The sequence below is a fragment of the Campylobacter concisus genome, assembly GCF_902460415.1.
Classification (GTDB): domain Bacteria; phylum Campylobacterota; class Campylobacteria; order Campylobacterales; family Campylobacteraceae; genus Campylobacter_A; species Campylobacter_A concisus_Y.
This window is the reverse complement of sequence record NZ_CABPTY010000002.1, coordinates 447,379-464,477: the sequence shown is the minus strand read 5'-3', so window position 1 is coordinate 464,477 and position 17,099 is coordinate 447,379. Positions and strand designations below refer to the sequence as shown.

The window sequence follows — 17,099 nt, the reverse complement described above, 5'->3', positions numbered from 1 at the left end:
ATTACTAAATAATTTCTTTATTGCTCTTTAAATTTCAAATTTATTAGATAGCTCAAATCCAAGAGAGTTAAATTCTCTTGAGATTGGCGCTTTAAATTTATAGTTTAAAAGAGCGATAGAATAAGCATGCAAAAACATTCTGTTTGACCTATTTTTGCCGTATTTCTCATCGCCAACGATAGGTAAATTTAAGCTAGCCAAATGCACTCTTATCTGGTGTGTTCTGCCTGTTTTTATGGCAACTTTTACAAGCGTTTTTTTGCCCACAACCATGAGTGGTGAAATTTCACTGATCGCCTCTTTGCCATCTTTTGATATCTTTGAAAAAGCGCCATTTTTATTTTTTATCGTTAAGATCGGCTCATTTACGACCACTTCCTCGCTCATGATACCCCTAACTGCGGCCACATAAATTTTCTCAACCTTCATTTTTTTAAACTCATTTATCGCAAGCGTTGCGAATTCATTATTTTTTACAAGAAGCAGCACGCCACTCGTATCTTTATCGAGCCTGTGAAGAAGCGAAAATTTATACATTTGGCTGATTTTTTCGCTAGTTATGGCAGCTGGTTTATTGATGGCTATTAAATTTTCATCTTCAAAGATAACGCTTGGCTTTGGCATCTCTTCGACGCTAAATTTAGTATTTTCGCTCATTAGCGCACGAGCGATCATCACCTTTTGCCCCTTGGCATAGACTAGCCCGCTGTCGATTAGCTCCTTTGCCTCGTTGTTTGAGATATTTTTTTGTTTGGCTAAAATTTTATACGCTTTTTCTTCACTCATAAAGTACTCCTTATATCTTCTATGATCGCATCAGCGCTGGCCTGCACGGCGATCTTGCTCTTTTTGGCGTCACTATCTATGATGTCGCCGATCTCGCTGGCCTTTGCGATGTAGATGTTTTCAACTAGGCCAAATAGCGCCTTTTGATTAAATATAAACTCGCCGCTAATTATCACTGGGTTAAATTGCGCGCACTCGATTGGATTGTGCCCACCGATATTTGGCACAAAACTGCCTCCAAGTACGACTATATCGCTAATAGCATAGACATTTACAAGCTCGCCTAAAGTATCAAGCAAATTTACCTTAGCATCAAATTTATGTGTTTGGCTAAATTTAGCAAAGCTAAAATCATGCTTTTTAGCGTAATCGCCTGAAATCTTTTCAACCTCTGCAAATCTCTCAGGGTGGCGTGGTGCGATGATTAAAAGATCGTTTTCTTTTAAATTTAAATTACCTAAAATCATCTCTTCTTCGCCAGTATGCGTGCTTGCTAGCACGATCACTCTAGCTTTTGGCTTTTCATAAATTTTACTTACACTTGGCAAAAACGCAGCTTTTATGTTGCCAACAACCTCTATTTCACCTGCCCCTAGCGTTTTTAGTCTCTCTTTATCAAGCTCGCTTTGGGCGTAAATTTTATCTATAAATTTAAAAAGATATTTGTAAAAAAAGCCAAATTTTAAGTAGCTTTTGTAGCTTCTATCTGAAATTCTAGCGTTTATGAGGATCACGCGGCTGCCTTTTAGCTTTGCTATGAAAACTAGCATGAGCCAAAGCTCAGCCTCAAAAATGACTAAAGTTTTGCTCTTTTTTAACCAAAATGGCAAGAAAATTTCAAATGGCAAAAATCTTGTGTTAGAGCAAATTTTGCTTGCCGCTTCAAAGCCCGTATTTGTCACCACGCTTATGGCTTTGCTATCAAATTTTTGTATCAAAGGCTTAAGCGCTTGCACCTCGCCAAACGAGCAAGCATGAAAATGCACATCTACATCTTGAAATTTAGGGTTATTAAAGAGAAAAAAACGTGCTGGGATCGATCTATGGTATTTTTTTTTGAAACTTAATAAAAGTAGAAAAATAGCCCCAAAAAAGTAGAGTATTGAGGCTAAAAAATAATATATTATTATCACGAAACGTGTTATTGCTCTTGTTTATACAAAATTCTGCCACAATGCGGACATGTAACGATGTCTTCGCCCTTGATAACAGCAGAGAAAGTTTTGTCATTTATCTGCATAAAACAACCATAACAAGCTTGTTTTTTTACAGGAACAACAGCTGTGTTATGAGCCCATTTTCTAATTTTTTCATAAAATGCGAGAATTTTTTGATTCATAGTGGCGATAAGCTTGTCTTTTTTAGCATAAACTTCTTCACGTTCTTTCCCGATATTTTCAAGTTCAGATGAAGTTTTGCTTTTTATATTTTTTAAATTCTCTTCAAGTTCAGCTTTTTTTGCACCAAGCTCATCTTTTTGACTATTTTTACTATCTATTAGCTTCTCAAGTCTAGCGATCTCTTCATTTGCAGCCTCAAGTTGCTCTTTTGCAATATCTTCTTCAAGACTTAGAGCTTTTATCTCCTTTTCGCTTTTTGCGCTTGAGCTTTTTTTAGCCACATCTTTTATCTTCGCACTAAACTCAGCAATATGGGCATTTGTGCCTGATTTTTGAGACTTTAAGTCATTTACCTCTTCATCTAGTCTTTCTATATTAACCGTTATAGTTTCGCACTCTTCTTCTATATTTTTATAAGCCTTTTCTATATCCTGAATGCGTGGTATAAAGCCATCTATTTGTTTATCAAGGTCAGATAATTCAACTAATTGTTGTAAGTATTTATTCATAATGTTTCCTTTTTTTGTTAGCAATATGTAAATGGATTTTTAGAATTGCGTATTATAACTTCAATTTTTAGATTTTGCAAATATTTTGCTAAAAAATCACCAAAATAACGTTCACTTTCATAGTGATTTATATCGATTAAATTTAGCCCGTTTTCCTTTGCATAAAGAGCTTGGTGATACTTTAGATCGCCTGTTAAAAAGGCGTCTGCTTTGACATCTTGGATGAGATCTCCGCCACTTCCTGTACAGATACAAATTTTAGAAATTTCATCTTTTGCATGAACTACTCTTAAATTTTCTAGCCCAAGTTTTTCTTTTACAAATTTGCAAAGCTCACTAAATTTCATCTTCACATCAGAGTAGATCAAAAAGCTCTCTTTGTTTGAAATTTCAAGCCCCAAAACCTGCATCACAAATTTTTCATTTAAAAATGCAAGGTCAGCATTTGTGTGAAGCGAGATGAGCGAGATATCTTTTATCATCATCTCCCTTATGAGTGAGCTTGGATAAAGGCTGTAGTCTAGGCTTTTTAGTCCCTTAAAAATGAGCGGATGGTGAGTGATGATGAGCGAATTTGGCAAGACATTTTGCAAAAGTTCGCTATCCAAATCAAGACTTAGATAAATTCGCTCAAATTCGCTATCAAATGAGCCAACTTGAAGGCCACTATTATCCCAAGACTCTTGGCTCGCAAACGGGCAAATTTCATCTAGAATTTTATAAATTTCAGCTATTTTCATTAAATTTTACTTTTGTTCCAGGCTCTCTTTATATGTTAGCGCACACTCTTTGGCTAACTCGCGGATTTTTAAGATGTAGTCTTGCCTTTGTGTAACACTTATCGCCCCACGCGCATCAAGGACGTTAAATGTATGAGCTGCAAGCATGCAGTAATCATACGCAGGGAGCGAAATTTTAGCCTCTAAGCAGCATTTGCACTCGTTAAATGCGTTTTCGAACTGGTTAAAAAGCATATCTACGTTTGCTACTTCAAAGTTATATTTACTCCACTCATACTCACCTTGTTTGTGAACGTCGGCGTAGGTTACGATGCTTCCATCCCTGTCGTCCCAAACGATGTCATAGACGCTATTTAAATCTTGGAGATACATGGCCAAACGCTCAAGTCCGTATGTTATCTCACCAGAGATCAGCTCGCATGCGATGCCGCCCACTTGTTGAAAATACGTAAACTGCGTCACTTCCATGCCATCTAACCAGACCTCCCAGCCAAGTCCCCAAGCACCTAGCGTCGGGCTCTCCCAGTTATCTTCGACAAAGCGGATGTCGTGATTTTTCAAATTTAACCCAAGCTTTTCAAGGCTTTTTAGATAAAGCTCTTGGATATTTTCTGGGCTTGGTTTTATAAGCACCTGAAACTGATAATAAGCGCCTAGGCGGTTTGGATTTTCGCCGTATCTACCATCAGTCGGACGGCGGCTTGGAGCTACATATGCAGTCGCCCACGGCTTTGGTCCGAGACTTCTTAAAAATGTCGCTTGGTGATATGTGCCCGCACCAGCTGGCATGTCGTATGGTTGAAGTATAACGCAACCTTGCTCTTGCCAATAGTTTTGAAGGGTTAATATTATTTGTGAAAATGTCATTGCTTTCCTTTTAAAATTTTACTTTACATAGTGTATAACTGCACCAGGTCCTAGTGGTAGATCAAAAATGTACCAAAACGACATTAATGCTGTCCAAGAAATTAAAAATGCAACCGTATAAGGAAGCATAATAGAAACTACTGATCCGATTTTTAAATCCTTATTGTATTTTTGCATAAAAGCTACTATCAAAACAAAAAACGGCATCAAAGGCGTTATGATATTTGTAGTAGAGTCGCCTATTCTAAAAGCAGCCTGTGTAAGCTCTGGCGAGAGTCCAAGATTCATAAACATTGGTACAAAAATTGGAGCCATCATCGCCCACTTTGCAGAATCAACAGCTATAAATAAATTTATAAAAGCGATCAAGAAAATAAAAACTATAATAAGGCTAAGTCCGGTTAATCCAATCTCTTTTAGAAAAATAGAACCTTTGATAGAAAGCACTAGCCCAATATTTGAGGTATTAAAAAGATATGTAAACTGAGCTGCGAAAAATATCAAAACCAAAAATCCTGATAGCTCAGAAATAGATTGCTCCATAAATTTTATGGCGTCATTACTGCTTTTTATACTCCTAGCACCTACACCGTAAGCGACACCTACCACTATAAAAAGCAACATCATAAAAACAACAATAGAATGCATAAAAGTAGATTTCATAAAGCTTTCATTGCCTTTTGCTCCAAATAAAGAGCCAGAAGGCAAAATAGCCACAAGTAGTAAAATCACAAAAACAATCAATGCTATTAGTGAAAATTTTAAGCCACGTTTTTGCTCTGCACTTATCTCACTATGCTCTTTTAGGCTAAAATCACCCAAAAAATCAAATTTACCAAGCCTAGGCTCTACGATTTTATCTGTTACAAACCAGCCAACAAAGACGATCAAAAATGTCGAAGCTATCATAAAGTACCAATTTGCAGTTGCTAACACTACATAATCTGGATTTAATACGCTAGCTGCTTGCATAGAAAATGCCGCAAACATAGGGTCATTTGTACCGATTAATAAATTTGCCGACCAGCCACCGCTAACACCAGCAAAAGCAGCAGCTAGTCCAGCAATTGGATGGCGACCAAATCCAGCAAATAAAATAGCTCCAAGCGGGATTAGTACAACATAGCCAACTGAGGAAGCAACATTTGACATTACGCCAAGGAAAATAACGATTGGAGTTACCCATATTTTGGAAGATTTTAAGGCAATCTTTGTCATAAGTGCTGATAAAAGTCCAGACTTGTCTGCAATACCAATACCTAGAATAATTGCAAAGACTACTCCCAAAGGATAAAAACTAGTAAAATTTTTAAGCACAGACGAAACAAAAGATCTAAGACTATCAGCAGAAAGCAAATTTATAACATTTGCATTAAGCTGTGATATTTGTCCGTCTTTGATAGCCTGATAGCTTACGCCAACGCCCATTTTTTCTAACACAAACGATATTATTATAGTAATAATCGAAAGATAGATAAAAAGCATAGTTGGATTTGGTAATTTGTTACCAAAATTTTCGATAAAACTTAAGATTGAACTATTATTTTTTTTATTCATTTTTTCTAACCTAAAATAGATATAAAAATTTTTATCTCGTCGCTGCCGTAAAGCTCAAAGTCCGTTTCATAGGCTCTTTTTAGCTCACTACTTTCAAAATATTTCCAAATTTCACCCCAAAATTTTGCAACGTTTTGCGGCTCTCTTACAAAACTAAAAACGGCGTATTTGCCACTTTTTATCTCTAGAATTTCATCACTTTTGTGACTTGATCTTGTGCCGATGAAGTTATCGTAATGTCCGTTAAGATCGCTTTCGTAGTTGCAGTAAACGCTATAAATTTCACTCTTGCCATCGCAGTGCTCACTCATAAATTTAGACCATAGAGCTGGAATTTTACCATTGCCATCTATCTCATCTTCATTTTTAGTGCGAGTTTTTACTCCGTAAATTTCAAAGCTATCCTCTAAATTTATAATCTTCATAAACTACTTTTGCCCGTTAAAATTTTCAACCGCTTGGTTCCACATTAGCTTGTATTTTCGTTTTAAAAATTCAACTTCATCTTGTGAAATTTTAAGCTGTTTTGTAAGCGTCTCGACCGTTTTTCTATCTTCGTCATAGAGCTCTTGCATAGAAATAAGCGCCTCTTTTAAAAATTTATTCTCATTTCTTAGGGTTTCAAGCGTCTCATCCTTTGCGTCAAGTACCTTTTCGTGTAAATTTAATATCGTTCCAATCGTCTTTTCAACAAAGCTGATACCATCTTGGCCTTGCGGTTGCATAGATAAATTTTGCGAAACACTAGGCACCACGCTCATCGTTCCTTCGCTCGCTTCTATCAAAATTTCTCCATTTTCCTCTTTGGTTTTCAAAACGCCACGATTTATCATATCTTCGATAACTTCACGCTCCAAGTGCACAAGTTTGCAAAATTCATCAACTCCAAGATAGGTCTGCACCGCTTCTCCTTTTTACAGTATCACTTCAACCTTTGAAGAGTCTTCCTCTAAAGCCTTTATCTTTGCCTCTCTATCGGCTTTTAGGGCACTTGCCAGACTGTCATCTTCAAGAGCTAAAATTTGCACCGCCAAATAGGCTGCATTTATAGCACCGGCCTTGCCAATAGCTAGAGTTGCTACTGGCATGCCACTTGGCATTTGCACAGTTGAGTAAAGTGCATCAACACCACTTAGAGCCGAGCCTGCCATTGGTATGCCAATCACTGGTTTTGTAGTATTAGCGGCGATCGCTCCAGCTAGGTGAGCCGCCATACCAGCAGCTGCGATGAATACTTTTGCACCCTTTTTCTCGGCATTTGCTACGTACTCACTAGTTCTTTTTGGACTTCTGTGGGCTGAGCTTATTATCAACTCATATTTTACACCAAATTTTTCAAGAGTCTTTGCCGCCTCGCTAACGATCTCATAATCGCTTTTACTTCCCATTATAATAGAAACAAATTTCATATTTTCTCCCTTAAAAAGCTAAATTTTGGCAGCTTAACGCCGATGTTTATCTCATTTTCATTGCCACTATGAATTTCACTCATAACCTTACCTTTTTTGGTGATGAGCTGCTTAAATTTGATAATTTTCTTGCCCTCTTGTGAATAAACCTTTGAGATTTTATTTTCACTATCTTCTATAACCGATCCAGTAGGAGCCACGATCTCGTAGCTATTGCCTGGAAAAATTTTATATTTGCACTTAAAAAACTCGCCATCTTCGCTTATTGCATTTACCTGATGCGTGCCCTCTTCTAGGCTGCTAACGTGATTTTGTGTATCTATTCTCTCATAAGGCCTATGCACCAAATATCCATCCGTAAAGCCGCGGTTTTTTAGTGTATTTATCTCATTCTCATAAATTTGTGCGTCAAATTTATCATCCATAGCATCATCTATCGCCATTTTATAAGCTCTTGCTGTGCAAGCTGCGTAGTACTCGCTCTTTGTGCGGCCTTCTATTTTTAGGCTATCAATAACGCCGCTATCAACGATCTCTTTGATGTGAGAGATGAGGCAAAGATCTTTTGAGTTCATAATATGAGTGCCGTTTTCATCCTCTTCTAAGCGGAAAAGTACGCCACTCTCTTCGTTTTTAGCGTAAAGTTCATACTTAAACCTGCAGTCGTTTGCGCAGCTGCCGCGGTTTGACATACGTCCGCTTTGCACTGAGCTTACTAAGCACCTGCCAGAGTAGGCAAAGCACATCGAGCCATGTACAAAAATTTCGATATCAAGAGTTGGAATTTCTTCTTTTATCTTTATAACATCTTTTAAGTTCATCTCACGTGCTACGACGATACGTTTTGCGCCCATATCGTGATAAATTTTTGCATCAAGCACGTTCATGACATTTGCCTGAGTTGAGAGATGTATCTCGACATCAGGAGCGATGGCTTTTGCTAGACTCATAACGCCTGGAGTTGCGATAATAAAGGCGTCTGGCTTCATCGCCGAAATAGTTTGCAAGTGCCTTTTTAGCGGTTCTATCTGAGAGTTAAAAGGAAAGGCATTTATGGTCGCATAAAATTTCTTTCCCTTTGCATGTGTGTAGTCTATCGCCTCTTTGAATGTTTCAAGGTTAAATTCCCTTGCTGATCTAGTCCTTAGTGAAAAACTAGCCACTGAGCCATAAACGGCATCAGCTCCATACTCAAGGGCTATTTTAAGTTTTGTTAAATTTCCAGCTGGAGATAAAAGCTCAGGCCTTTTTAGCACTATTTTTTACCCAAACTTTCTATCAAAGCTTCGATATCGTCGTTGCTGACAAGATTTTCAGTCGTTGTATCACCAGCGATGTGAACAGCAGAGCTAACACGCTTATCATCGTCGATTTTACCTTCAAACAAGGTATTCATATATTTACTTAGCGCTCTCATAACATTGATAACACGCTCGATCTTTTGTCTATGGATGTCTTGATACTGCATCATATCCATAGCCATCATGATCTCATCTTGTCCCATTTGTAAATTTCCGATGATATTATCGATCGTGCCAAGAAGTGAGTTGTTTTTCTCTAAAGCCTCGCTAAATGCAGCGATATTTGGAAATTTCTCACTTAGCGTCGTAAATAGCTCAATATTTGAGTTTATTGTGTCTTTTAGGCTATTTGAGTCGCTCTCAGCATCCATAAAAAAGTTATTTATAGTCTCAAGCTTATCAAACATCTGAGTAGCTTTTTCTTCACTATCTCTTGTTACGTCATCAAGCTGATGAACCATTTTATGGTCTTCAGTCGGTGGTGGTGGTGGCCAAACGCCATCTGCACTTACTCTGTAATTTTCTGCATTCTTTGAATTACTTTCTGATTTTGACTGTGGTTCATCTTTAGTATCGATTGCTTCTGCAACTTCTGCTACCTCGTCCGTATCCTCTTTGACGTCCGCAACCTCTTGGCCAGCATCTTCTTTAGCATTATCTAACTCATCATCTAGCCCACCTGCCATAAGTGCGTCAAGTTCCTCTTGGGTCATAAAAGCTCCTAATAAAATTTGGCTTGATTATATAGGATTTAAATAAAAAGTAAGTTTAAAGGCAATGCTTTTATCTTTAAATTTATAAATTTTTAGATAGCATTTTTAAAAATAAACGACCTTAAAAGGCATATAATGACTGTCGATCTTCACAACCACACGCCACTTTGCAAGCACGCAGTTGGCAAGCCGAGAGAGTATGTACAAAATGCAATAAAAGCTGGCACAAAATACTTTGGCTTTAGCGATCACGCACCAATGAACTACGATGAAGCTTACAGAATGAGCTTTGATGAAATGCGAGGCTATGAAGATGAAATTTTACGTTTAAGAGATGAATTTAGCGGTGAGATAGAAATTTTGCTTGGCTATGAGATGGATTTTTTAGATGGGTTTATGGATGAGCGAGTTTTTGCTAGAAAGGTCGATTATCTGATAGGCTCTGTGCATTTTTTTAACGGCTGGGCATTTGACAATCCAGAATTTATCGGAGGCTACGAGGGCAAAGACTTAGATCAGATTTGGCAAGAGTATTTTGATCATGTAGAAAGATCGGCTAAGCTTGGCAAATTTGACATTATGGGGCACATCGATCTTTTAAAACTTTTTAAATTTTTACCAAAAAAGGATGTTAGGATTTTGGCTAAAAATGCAGTAAATGCGATAAAAGAAGCAGATTTAGTTGTTGAGATAAATGCCGCTGGCTTTAGAAAGCCTATCGGCGAGCAATATCCAAGCGTAAATTTACTAGAGCTTATAGCCGAAAAAGATATAACTATAACTTTTGGCTCAGATGCTCACACAAAAGAAGATATCGGTAAAAATGGCGAAATTTGCGAGCAAATAGCTAGAGATTTAGGTTATTCAAAATGTGCTATTTTTAAAAATAGAGATAGAGAATTAGTAAAATTTTAGATTGGGTTCAAATAAAATATAAATTTAATCTTAAATATTAGGTTTTATGATAGAATACGAAAAATTTAAAAATTAAAAGGAGAAAAAAGTGGGAAAATTCGTCCAAAATATAGATCATTTTTTTGATTTTTGTAAAGAAAATGAAGTCAAATTTGTTGATTTTAGATTTACTGATTTAGGTGGTGCTTGGCATAGCATTAGTTACAACATAAAAGCTGTTACGAAAGAAAATTTTATAAATGGCATCCCAATGGACGCTAGCTCTATGCATGGCTGGCAACCAATCGATAAGAGCGATATGATAATGAAGCCAGAAGCTACAACTGCATTTTTAGACCCATTTACTTCTGATATTACAGTTGTTGTTTTTTGCGATATTTACGACATTTACAAAGGTCAAATTTATGAAAAATGCCCTCGCTCAATTGCTAAAAGAGCAATGCAATACGTAAAAGATAGCGGACTTGGCGATGAGGCTTACTTTGGCCCTGAGAATGAATTTTTTGTCTTTGATAACGTCAAAATCATCGATAGCCCAAACTGCGCGATGTATCAAGTAGATAGCGAAGAAGGCGAGTGGAACGACGCTACTGACTTTAAAGATAGCTACAACACAGGTCATCGCCCACGCAGAAAAGGCGGCTACTTGATGACTCAGCCGATAGATAGCATGGTAGATCTAAGAGCTGAAATGATGCAAGTTCTAGAGCAAGTTGGCCTTGAAGTCTTTTTAGGACACCACGAAGTCGCTCAAGGACAAGGTGAGATCGGCGTGAAATTTGGTAACTTAGTCGAAGCCGCCGATAATGTTCAAATTTATAAATATGTCGTTCGCATGGTGGCTCACCTAAATGGCAAGACAGTTACATTTATGCCAAAACCACTCTACGGCGACAACGGCAGCGGCATGCACGTGCATCAATCAGTCTGGAAAGATGGCAAAAATTTATTCTACAAAGAGGGCAACTACGCAAATTTAAGTGACTTTGCTAGACACTACATCGGAGGCGTTTTAAAACACGCAAGAAGCGTTGCAGCTTTCACAAACCCGAGCACAAACAGCTACAAACGCCTAATTCCGGGCTTTGAAGCGCCATCTATCCTCACCTACTCTAGTCAAAACCGCTCAGCTAGCATCCGCATACCTTACGGCGCTGGCGAGAAGTCAGTTAGGGCTGAGATGAGATTTCCAGATAGCACAGCAAACCCTTATCTAGCCTTCTCAGCGATGCTAATGGCAGGCCTTGACGGCGTAAAACACAAATACGAGCCGGTTGGTCCGATGGATGAGAATTTATTTAAACTCCATCTTGATGAGATCAGAGAGCGTGGCATCGAGCAGCTTCCACACACACTTCGTGGTAGCCTTGAAGCGCTGATTCGCGATAATGAATACTTAAAGCCAATAATGACCGATCTTTTCATAGACACCTATCAACACTTCAAATTTGAAACTCAAGTTTGGCCTTACGAAGCGCGCCCAACCGCTTATGAGTTTAAAACTTGCTTCTCTTGCTAAAACGCAATCTCCAAGCTCATTTTGGGCTTGGAGACTTTTTTAATCAAATTTAAAACATAAAATCTCCGTCGTACATATCAATGCATCTTACATTAATAATATGTAAATTTTTAATACATATAAAAATACAAAATATTTAGCGTAAAATTTTATGTATCTTATCTATACTTTAGTAAAAAGTAAACTAAAAGCGATTAGAAGCATAATAATCCCAACAAAAATTTCTAAAATTTTCCATGAAAATTCTTTTGCAAAAACTGGAGCGAGAACTCTTGCTCCATATCCTAAAGAAAAGAAGAAAAATAGCGATGCAAGACTAGCACCGATGCCAAAAATTATATTTTCATCTCCAAATTTTGTTGAAATAGATCCTATTAAAAGCATCGTATCAAGATAGACGTGAGGATTTAGCCAAGTAAAAGCAAGCGTCAAAAGCACTATTTTGCTAAATTTTGACTCGTGTTGCGCACTAGGAAGAAGGCTTTTGGGATTTTTAAATGCACCATACAAACTCTTTAGACTATAGACAAATAAAAAGATAAAACCACCATATATGGCAACCTGTTTAAAAAACTCAAATTTTTGTAGCACTTTTGCAAAACCAAAAACTCCAGCAAATATAAGCAAGGCATCACCAAGTGCGCATATTAAGCAAACTGCAAAAACATGTTCCTTTTTTATACCCTGCTTCAAAACAAATGCATTTTGCGCGCCGATAGCCAATATTAAAGATAAACTTGTAAAAAATCCACTCCAAAATGCAGACATTTTCATCCTTTTTAAATTACCAATTATCTAAAATTTAACTAAAAGCAATCTAAAAGATCGAAAATTTTAACTATATGAAAAGGATAAATAATCATAAATTTATGCCTTTTTTTATAAAATCCTTGAACTTTATAAAAAGGATACCGCATTGCAAGCACTAGCTTTAAAATATCGCCCTAAAAATTTTGATGAACTCATCGGTCAAGAAGCAGTTAGCAAAAGCCTAATACATGCACTTGACGAGGGTCGCATAAGCCACGCATATCTATTTTCTGGGCTTAGAGGTAGTGGTAAAACTTCAAGTGCTAGGATATTTTCAAAAGCTCTAGTATGCGAAAAAGGACCTACTTCAAAGCCATGTGAAGTATGCCCACAATGCATAATGGCAAATGAGTCACGTCACATGGATATCATCGAGATGGACGCAGCTAGCCACAGAAAGATAGATGATATAAGAGAGCTAATAGAGCAAACAAAATATGCTCCGGCAATGGCAAGATATAAAATTTTTATAATTGACGAAGTACATATGCTAACTAAAGAGGCTTTCAATGCCCTTTTAAAAACGCTTGAGGAGCCACCAAGTTATGTAAAATTTATCCTAGCAACGACTGATCCATTAAAGCTTCCAACTACCGTGCTTTCAAGGACGCAGCATTTTAGATTTAAGCAAATAAGCAGATACAGCATCATTAAACATCTTGAGTTTATTTTAAGCAAAGAAGGCATTAGCTATGAAAAAGAGGCGCTTGAAATTTTAGCAAGAAGTGGCGGAGGATCGCTAAGAGATACTTTGACACTTCTTGATCAAGCTATCATTTACGGGGCAAATAATGTCACGGCAAATGGCGTAGCATCGATGTTAGGGCTTCTTGATCCAGAAAAGATCGAAGAGATAATAACTCATGTTTTAAATCACGATAAAAATGCTATCAGAGTGCTTGTAAGCGAGCTTGAAAGCCACGATCCAGAGATGATAATAGATGAAATTTTGGCAAATTTAAAGCAAAAATTTATAGAAAACGACTCAAAAATTTCTTTACTTGTTTATGAAAGATTTTTTAGAATTTTGGCACAAGCTAAAGGTATGCTAAATGTAAGTAGCGACAATGGCTTTGTGCTAATGCTAATGCTTTTTATGATGATAGAAGCACTAAATTTACAAGATATCGATGATGCTATAAATGAAGCGATCTCAAAAAATAACGAGAATTTCACTCAAATCACAGAAGTCATCACTCAAAAAAGCCAAGCAGCTCCTGCTAAAATGCAAGGTCCATATGAACTCTTTTTAACAAAAATTTATGATAGAAATTACGATCTTGGCGAGTTTTTTAAAGAATTTGTAGAATTTAGCTTCTTTAATAACAATGAGCTTGGACTGATAGTAAATGCAAAAGATGAAAATCTAGAGTATTTTAAGAAAAATTGGAAAATTTTAAACGAGATATTGCGTACGCTTTTTGGACAAAATGCGAAGATAGTAAATGCAAAGAGTGATGAACAAAAAGCACAAACTAAGATGCCTAAAGCCTCTTTAGAAAATAATGAAAAAAGCGAATTAGACGAGCTTGATGAGGAAATTTCAAGACTAAATGCAAATAACATTGAAACTAAAAATGAGCCAAAAACCGAGATAAAAAGCGAGCCGCAAAACGAGAAAAACAACTTTGCTTTGATGCTAAACAAAGAGCTAAAAACGCCAGAAGAGCTTCAAAGGCAAAGAGAACAAGGTGTGCTAAAAGAGGCTAATAGACTTTTTGGTGAGCCAACGATTGAGAGCTAAATTTTATCTTTATTAGATTTTGCTCTTTTTTTTAGAGCTTCTTTTTTGCGAAGCTCTAGCTCATAAGCTTCATTTAGCGCATCTTCATCGTCCAAATTTGCTCCGTCTAAAAATTTTCGGTAGTCCTCAAATTGCTTATTTTTTATCCCCCAAAGTACGCCAAAAAGCAAAAATGCTCCCATCAAAACCGAGATAAAAACCAGCATCGCAAGTGTCGCGCTATCCATTATTTTTCCTTAAATTTTCTAACAATATAAAGCGAGTTTAAGATAACACTTAGCGAGCTAAGCGACATAAAAAGCGCAGCAAATAGCGGAATGACGTAGCCACATACGGCAAATGGCAGAGCAAGAACATTATAAAGAAGGCAAAAGAGCAAATTTTGCTTTATCGTTTTGTAAGTAAATTTTGAGATTTTTATGGCCTTTGCTAGACTTTTTAAACTATCATCAAGTAGCGCTACATCACTTCTTTCTAAGCTTATTGCCGCCCCGCTTCCCATACAAATGGCAACATGAGCAAGGCTAAGCGCTGCTGCGTCGTTTATACCGTCCCCTACCATTAGCACCTTTTTGCCTTGCTCTTTTAGTTCGCTTATAAATTTAGCTTTCGTTTCAGGCAACATCTCTGCTCTAAACTCACTCACGCCAAGCTCATCTGCCACATTTTTTACCACTTTTTGCACGTCGCCACTTAAGATACACACTTTCATGCCAGCGCTATTTAGCTCGTATATCAAGGTCTTTGCTTCAGGTTTTATGCTATCTTTTAGGTAAAATTTCGCCACTAGCTCACCATTAAGTCCCACAAAAAAGCTCACATTTTCTTCAGTTTCATCAAAGCTAATACCATTTTCAACTAAAAATCGCTTGCTTCCTGCATAAAATTTTTTACCTGAAATTTCAGCCTCAACACCCTTTGCCACGCTTAAATTTATATTTTTAAGCTCTATTTTCCTTGCGCCTTTTTGCTTTAGAAATTTAGCCACTGCCACGCTTATTTGATGATTTGATATAAGAGCTAGCGAATAAATTTCATCTAAACTTATGCTCTCTTTTATGAAAAAATCACTAACTTCAAATTCTGCCTTTGTGAGCGTGCCAGTCTTGTCAAATACCGCTACATCGCACTTTGCAAGGCTTTCAAAAAATTTAGCCTCTTTAAAAAGTACTCTATTTTTAAAGGCCACACCAAGGGCACAGACACTACTAACTGGCGTGGCAAGCGCAAGCGCACAAGGGCAAGCGATCACGATGACGCTAACAGCCGTGACAATAGCCTCTGAAAAGCCATATTTAAAGTACCAAAACCAAAATGTAAAAAATGCCAAAGTCAGCACGCTAAGAGAAAATTTAGAAGCGATTTTATTGACTACTAGCTCGATATTTGGCTTTTTTAGCTCTGCATTTTGGAGTAAATTTATAAGCTGATTTAGATAAGAATTTTTAAAAATTTCCTTTGCTTCGTAGATGATTTGTCCATTTTGGCAAATGACGCCACTTTTTACCTCTTGCCCCACTCCCAAGGTCACAGGCAGGCTCTCTCCCGTTAGACTTGAGCTATCCATGCTTGCCTCACCGCTAAGCACTACTCCATCAAGTAGCGCCCTCTCGCCTGATCTAAGCACGATCTTTTCGCCCAAATTTACATCTCTTGGCTCTTTTAAAACATCTTTGCCATCCTCCAAAATACATACCTTTGTAAGCAGCATATCATTTAAGAAATTTGAAGTCTCAAGCGCCTTTTTTTTACCCAAAATTTCTAAAAATTTACCGATAAAAACAAAGGTGATGATCATTGCAACCGAGTCAAAATAGCTCTCGCCACTCCTCGTAAACATCGCAAAAATGGAGTAAATATAAGTAATGCTAGCTCCGGTGATAACAAGCAAATCCATATTTGGCGAAGCATTTTTTATGGCTATCTTTGCCCCTTTGAAAAACTCGCTACCAGTATAAAAAAGCACAGGCGTTGCCAGCACGAACTGCGCAAAGCTTAAAATATCTTTTATATCGCCTCTTATGCCGCTAAAATACCCACTATACTGAGCAATGGCTAGCCACATAATATTCATCGTAGCAAAGATACCAACTAGCGCTTTTGTGTAAAAATTTCTTCTTTTCTTAGCTAGTTCGTCCTCTTTTTGACTCGTAGCATATGGCTTTGGGACGTAGCCAACGGCATAAATTTTTTCAATTATTTGCTCTATTAAAAGCTCCTGCTCATCAAAAACAATGACCGCTTTTTGATTAAGCGAGTTGATATTTACCTCCAAGACGCCAGGTAAGCTAAAAAGTGCCTTTTCAAGTAGCCAGATGCAAGCTGAGCAAGTGATGCCATCAATTAAAAATGAAATTTGACTAAAGTCGCCCTCTTTTGTCACAAGCTCACTAAAATTTGTCGCTAAATTTTTGATATTTGCACCGTTGCTTGCCGGTGTAAGTGTATTTTTACCAAGACGTTCATAAAACTCACTAAGCCCATTTTCATTTAAAATTTCATAAACACCTTTGCAACCAACACAGCAAAATTTAAGTCCGCTTTCATTTGAGATCATCACGTTTTCATCAAATTTTAATCTACAATGAGCACATCTACTTTGTGGCATTTTTACTTTCTTTTATCTAAAATTTTTACTAATATTATTGCATCACATGCCTATTACGCACCATATAAATTTATGGTAGGCAAACTGCAAAAATAGGCATAAATTTCTTCTTTTATTATCGTTATAAAATGGCGAGATTATAGCAAATCAACCATTTTTGAGCAAAAATTTTATTTTATGCCATTTCTTGACAACAAAGTTTTATTTTTATAAAATGCCAAAACTTTCAAAAACTTCTTTTTGAAACTTAGAAATTCTGCAAAATTATCCCCGCATTTAAA

Annotated in this window: 17 protein-coding genes; 3 read left to right on the top strand and 14 right to left on the bottom strand. The window is 37.1% G+C overall.

Features of this window, described 5'->3' with window-relative positions; genetic code table 11:
* Nucleotides 1–27: 27 nt before the first annotated feature.
* The 11 genes from FZ940_RS06385 to FZ940_RS06335 are packed head-to-tail and all read right to left on the bottom strand — an operon-like array spanning nt 28 to nt 9,222.
* On the bottom strand, nt 28–786 hold the full coding sequence (locus FZ940_RS06385; protein WP_148821952.1) for an RluA family pseudouridine synthase: 759 nt from the start codon (nt 784–786) through the stop codon (nt 28–30).
* Complete coding sequence (gene waaA, locus FZ940_RS06380; RefSeq protein WP_148821951.1) at nt 783–1,919, bottom strand: lipid IV(A) 3-deoxy-D-manno-octulosonic acid transferase; 1,137 nt, start codon at nt 1,917–1,919, stop codon at nt 783–785. Before waaA ends, FZ940_RS06385 begins: the two co-directional genes overlap by 4 nt.
* Nucleotides 1,920–1,927: 8 nt before the next feature.
* Entirely contained in the window at nt 1,928–2,635 is a 708-nt protein-coding gene (locus FZ940_RS06375; RefSeq protein ID WP_054196578.1) for a zinc ribbon domain-containing protein, read from the bottom strand.
* 17 nt (nt 2,636–2,652) lie between these two features.
* Nucleotides 2,653–3,375, bottom strand: a complete 723-nt coding sequence (locus tag FZ940_RS06370) for a Nif3-like dinuclear metal center hexameric protein (RefSeq protein ID WP_148821950.1) — start codon at nt 3,373–3,375, stop codon at nt 2,653–2,655.
* A gap of 6 nt (nt 3,376–3,381) precedes the next feature.
* Entirely contained in the window at nt 3,382–4,242 is an 861-nt protein-coding gene (glyQ, locus tag FZ940_RS06365) for a glycine--tRNA ligase subunit alpha (RefSeq protein ID WP_148821949.1), read from the bottom strand.
* 18 nt (nt 4,243–4,260) lie between these two features.
* The gene (locus FZ940_RS06360) at nt 4,261–5,799 is read right to left on the bottom strand and encodes an AbgT family transporter (RefSeq protein WP_148821948.1); all 1,539 of its coding nucleotides are present in this window, start codon (nt 5,797–5,799) and stop codon (nt 4,261–4,263) included.
* 5 nt (nt 5,800–5,804) lie between these two features.
* A complete protein-coding gene (locus FZ940_RS06355; RefSeq protein ID WP_148821947.1) occupies nt 5,805–6,224 on the bottom strand; it encodes a GyrI-like domain-containing protein in 420 nt (139 codons plus the stop codon).
* 3 nt (nt 6,225–6,227) lie between these two features.
* Nucleotides 6,228–6,701 (bottom strand): DUF3972 domain-containing protein, encoded by a 474-nt coding sequence (locus tag FZ940_RS06350; protein ID WP_087584427.1) that lies wholly within the window; start codon nt 6,699–6,701, stop codon nt 6,228–6,230.
* A gap of 12 nt (nt 6,702–6,713) precedes the next feature.
* Nucleotides 6,714–7,208 (bottom strand): 5-(carboxyamino)imidazole ribonucleotide mutase, encoded by a 495-nt coding sequence (gene purE / locus FZ940_RS06345; protein ID WP_103560332.1) that lies wholly within the window; start codon nt 7,206–7,208, stop codon nt 6,714–6,716.
* Nucleotides 7,205–8,464, bottom strand: coding sequence for a peptidase U32 family protein (locus FZ940_RS06340; protein ID WP_148821946.1), 1,260 nt, complete (start codon nt 8,462–8,464; stop codon nt 7,205–7,207). Before FZ940_RS06340 ends, purE begins: the two co-directional genes overlap by 4 nt.
* Complete coding sequence (locus FZ940_RS06335) at nt 8,464–9,222, bottom strand: chemotaxis protein (RefSeq protein ID WP_148821945.1); 759 nt, start codon at nt 9,220–9,222, stop codon at nt 8,464–8,466. Before FZ940_RS06335 ends, FZ940_RS06340 begins: the two co-directional genes overlap by 1 nt.
* 135 nt (nt 9,223–9,357) lie before the next feature.
* Here FZ940_RS06335 and FZ940_RS06330 point away from each other — a divergent pair, with 135 nt between their 5' ends.
* Both FZ940_RS06330 and glnA read left to right on the top strand, forming a co-directional pair.
* The gene (locus tag FZ940_RS06330; protein ID WP_148821944.1) at nt 9,358–10,137 is read left to right on the top strand and encodes a histidinol-phosphatase; all 780 of its coding nucleotides are present in this window, start codon (nt 9,358–9,360) and stop codon (nt 10,135–10,137) included.
* Between the two features lie 88 nt (nt 10,138–10,225).
* Complete coding sequence (glnA, locus tag FZ940_RS06325) at nt 10,226–11,656, top strand: type I glutamate--ammonia ligase (protein WP_148821943.1); 1,431 nt, start codon at nt 10,226–10,228, stop codon at nt 11,654–11,656.
* A 162-nt stretch (nt 11,657–11,818) separates the two neighbouring features.
* Here glnA and FZ940_RS06320 read toward each other — a convergent pair whose 3' ends face one another.
* Nucleotides 11,819–12,424: a LysE/ArgO family amino acid transporter gene (locus tag FZ940_RS06320; protein ID WP_148798523.1), complete on the bottom strand. Its 606-nt coding sequence runs from the start codon at nt 12,422–12,424 to the stop codon at nt 11,819–11,821.
* 148 nt (nt 12,425–12,572) lie between these two features.
* Between FZ940_RS06320 and FZ940_RS06315 the strand changes: the two genes are divergently transcribed.
* Nucleotides 12,573–14,210 (top strand): DNA polymerase III subunit gamma/tau, encoded by a 1,638-nt coding sequence (locus FZ940_RS06315; RefSeq protein WP_148798521.1) that lies wholly within the window; start codon nt 12,573–12,575, stop codon nt 14,208–14,210.
* Here the strand turns inward: FZ940_RS06315 and ccoS are convergent.
* Together ccoS and FZ940_RS06305 are read right to left on the bottom strand one after the other, a co-directional pair.
* Complete coding sequence (gene ccoS, locus FZ940_RS06310; RefSeq protein ID WP_087578757.1) at nt 14,207–14,437, bottom strand: cbb3-type cytochrome oxidase assembly protein CcoS; 231 nt, start codon at nt 14,435–14,437, stop codon at nt 14,207–14,209. The two genes, FZ940_RS06315 and ccoS, sit on opposite strands and share 4 nt — an antisense overlap.
* On the bottom strand, nt 14,437–16,818 hold the full coding sequence (locus tag FZ940_RS06305) for a heavy metal translocating P-type ATPase (RefSeq protein ID WP_148821942.1): 2,382 nt from the start codon (nt 16,816–16,818) through the stop codon (nt 14,437–14,439). The genes ccoS and FZ940_RS06305 overlap by 1 nt, the downstream gene beginning before the upstream one ends.
* Nucleotides 16,819–17,099: the final 281 nt, after the last annotated feature.

Coding starts and splice junctions, on each gene's coding strand:
- FZ940_RS06385 (WP_148821952.1), bottom strand. CDS start 786: ATGAGTGAAGAAAAAGCGTATAAAATTTTAGCCAAACAAAAAAATATC.
- FZ940_RS06375 (WP_054196578.1), bottom strand. CDS start 2,635: ATGAATAAATACTTACAACAATTAGTTGAATTATCTGACCTTGATAAA.
- FZ940_RS06370 (WP_148821950.1), bottom strand. CDS start 3,375: ATGAAAATAGCTGAAATTTATAAAATTCTAGATGAAATTTGCCCGTTT.
- glyQ (WP_148821949.1), bottom strand. CDS start 4,242: ATGACATTTTCACAAATAATATTAACCCTTCAAAACTATTGGCAAGAG.
- FZ940_RS06360 (WP_148821948.1), bottom strand. CDS start 5,799: ATGAATAAAAAAAATAATAGTTCAATCTTAAGTTTTATCGAAAATTTT.
- FZ940_RS06355 (WP_148821947.1), bottom strand. CDS start 6,224: ATGAAGATTATAAATTTAGAGGATAGCTTTGAAATTTACGGAGTAAAA.
- purE (WP_103560332.1), bottom strand. CDS start 7,208: ATGAAATTTGTTTCTATTATAATGGGAAGTAAAAGCGATTATGAGATC.
- FZ940_RS06335 (WP_148821945.1), bottom strand. CDS start 9,222: ATGACCCAAGAGGAACTTGACGCACTTATGGCAGGTGGGCTAGATGAT.
- FZ940_RS06330 (WP_148821944.1), top strand. CDS start 9,358: ATGACTGTCGATCTTCACAACCACACGCCACTTTGCAAGCACGCAGTT.
- FZ940_RS06320 (WP_148798523.1), bottom strand. CDS start 12,424: ATGTCTGCATTTTGGAGTGGATTTTTTACAAGTTTATCTTTAATATTG.
- ccoS (WP_087578757.1), bottom strand. CDS start 14,437: ATGGATAGCGCGACACTTGCGATGCTGGTTTTTATCTCGGTTTTGATG.
- FZ940_RS06305 (WP_148821942.1), bottom strand. CDS start 16,818: ATGCCACAAAGTAGATGTGCTCATTGTAGATTAAAATTTGATGAAAAC.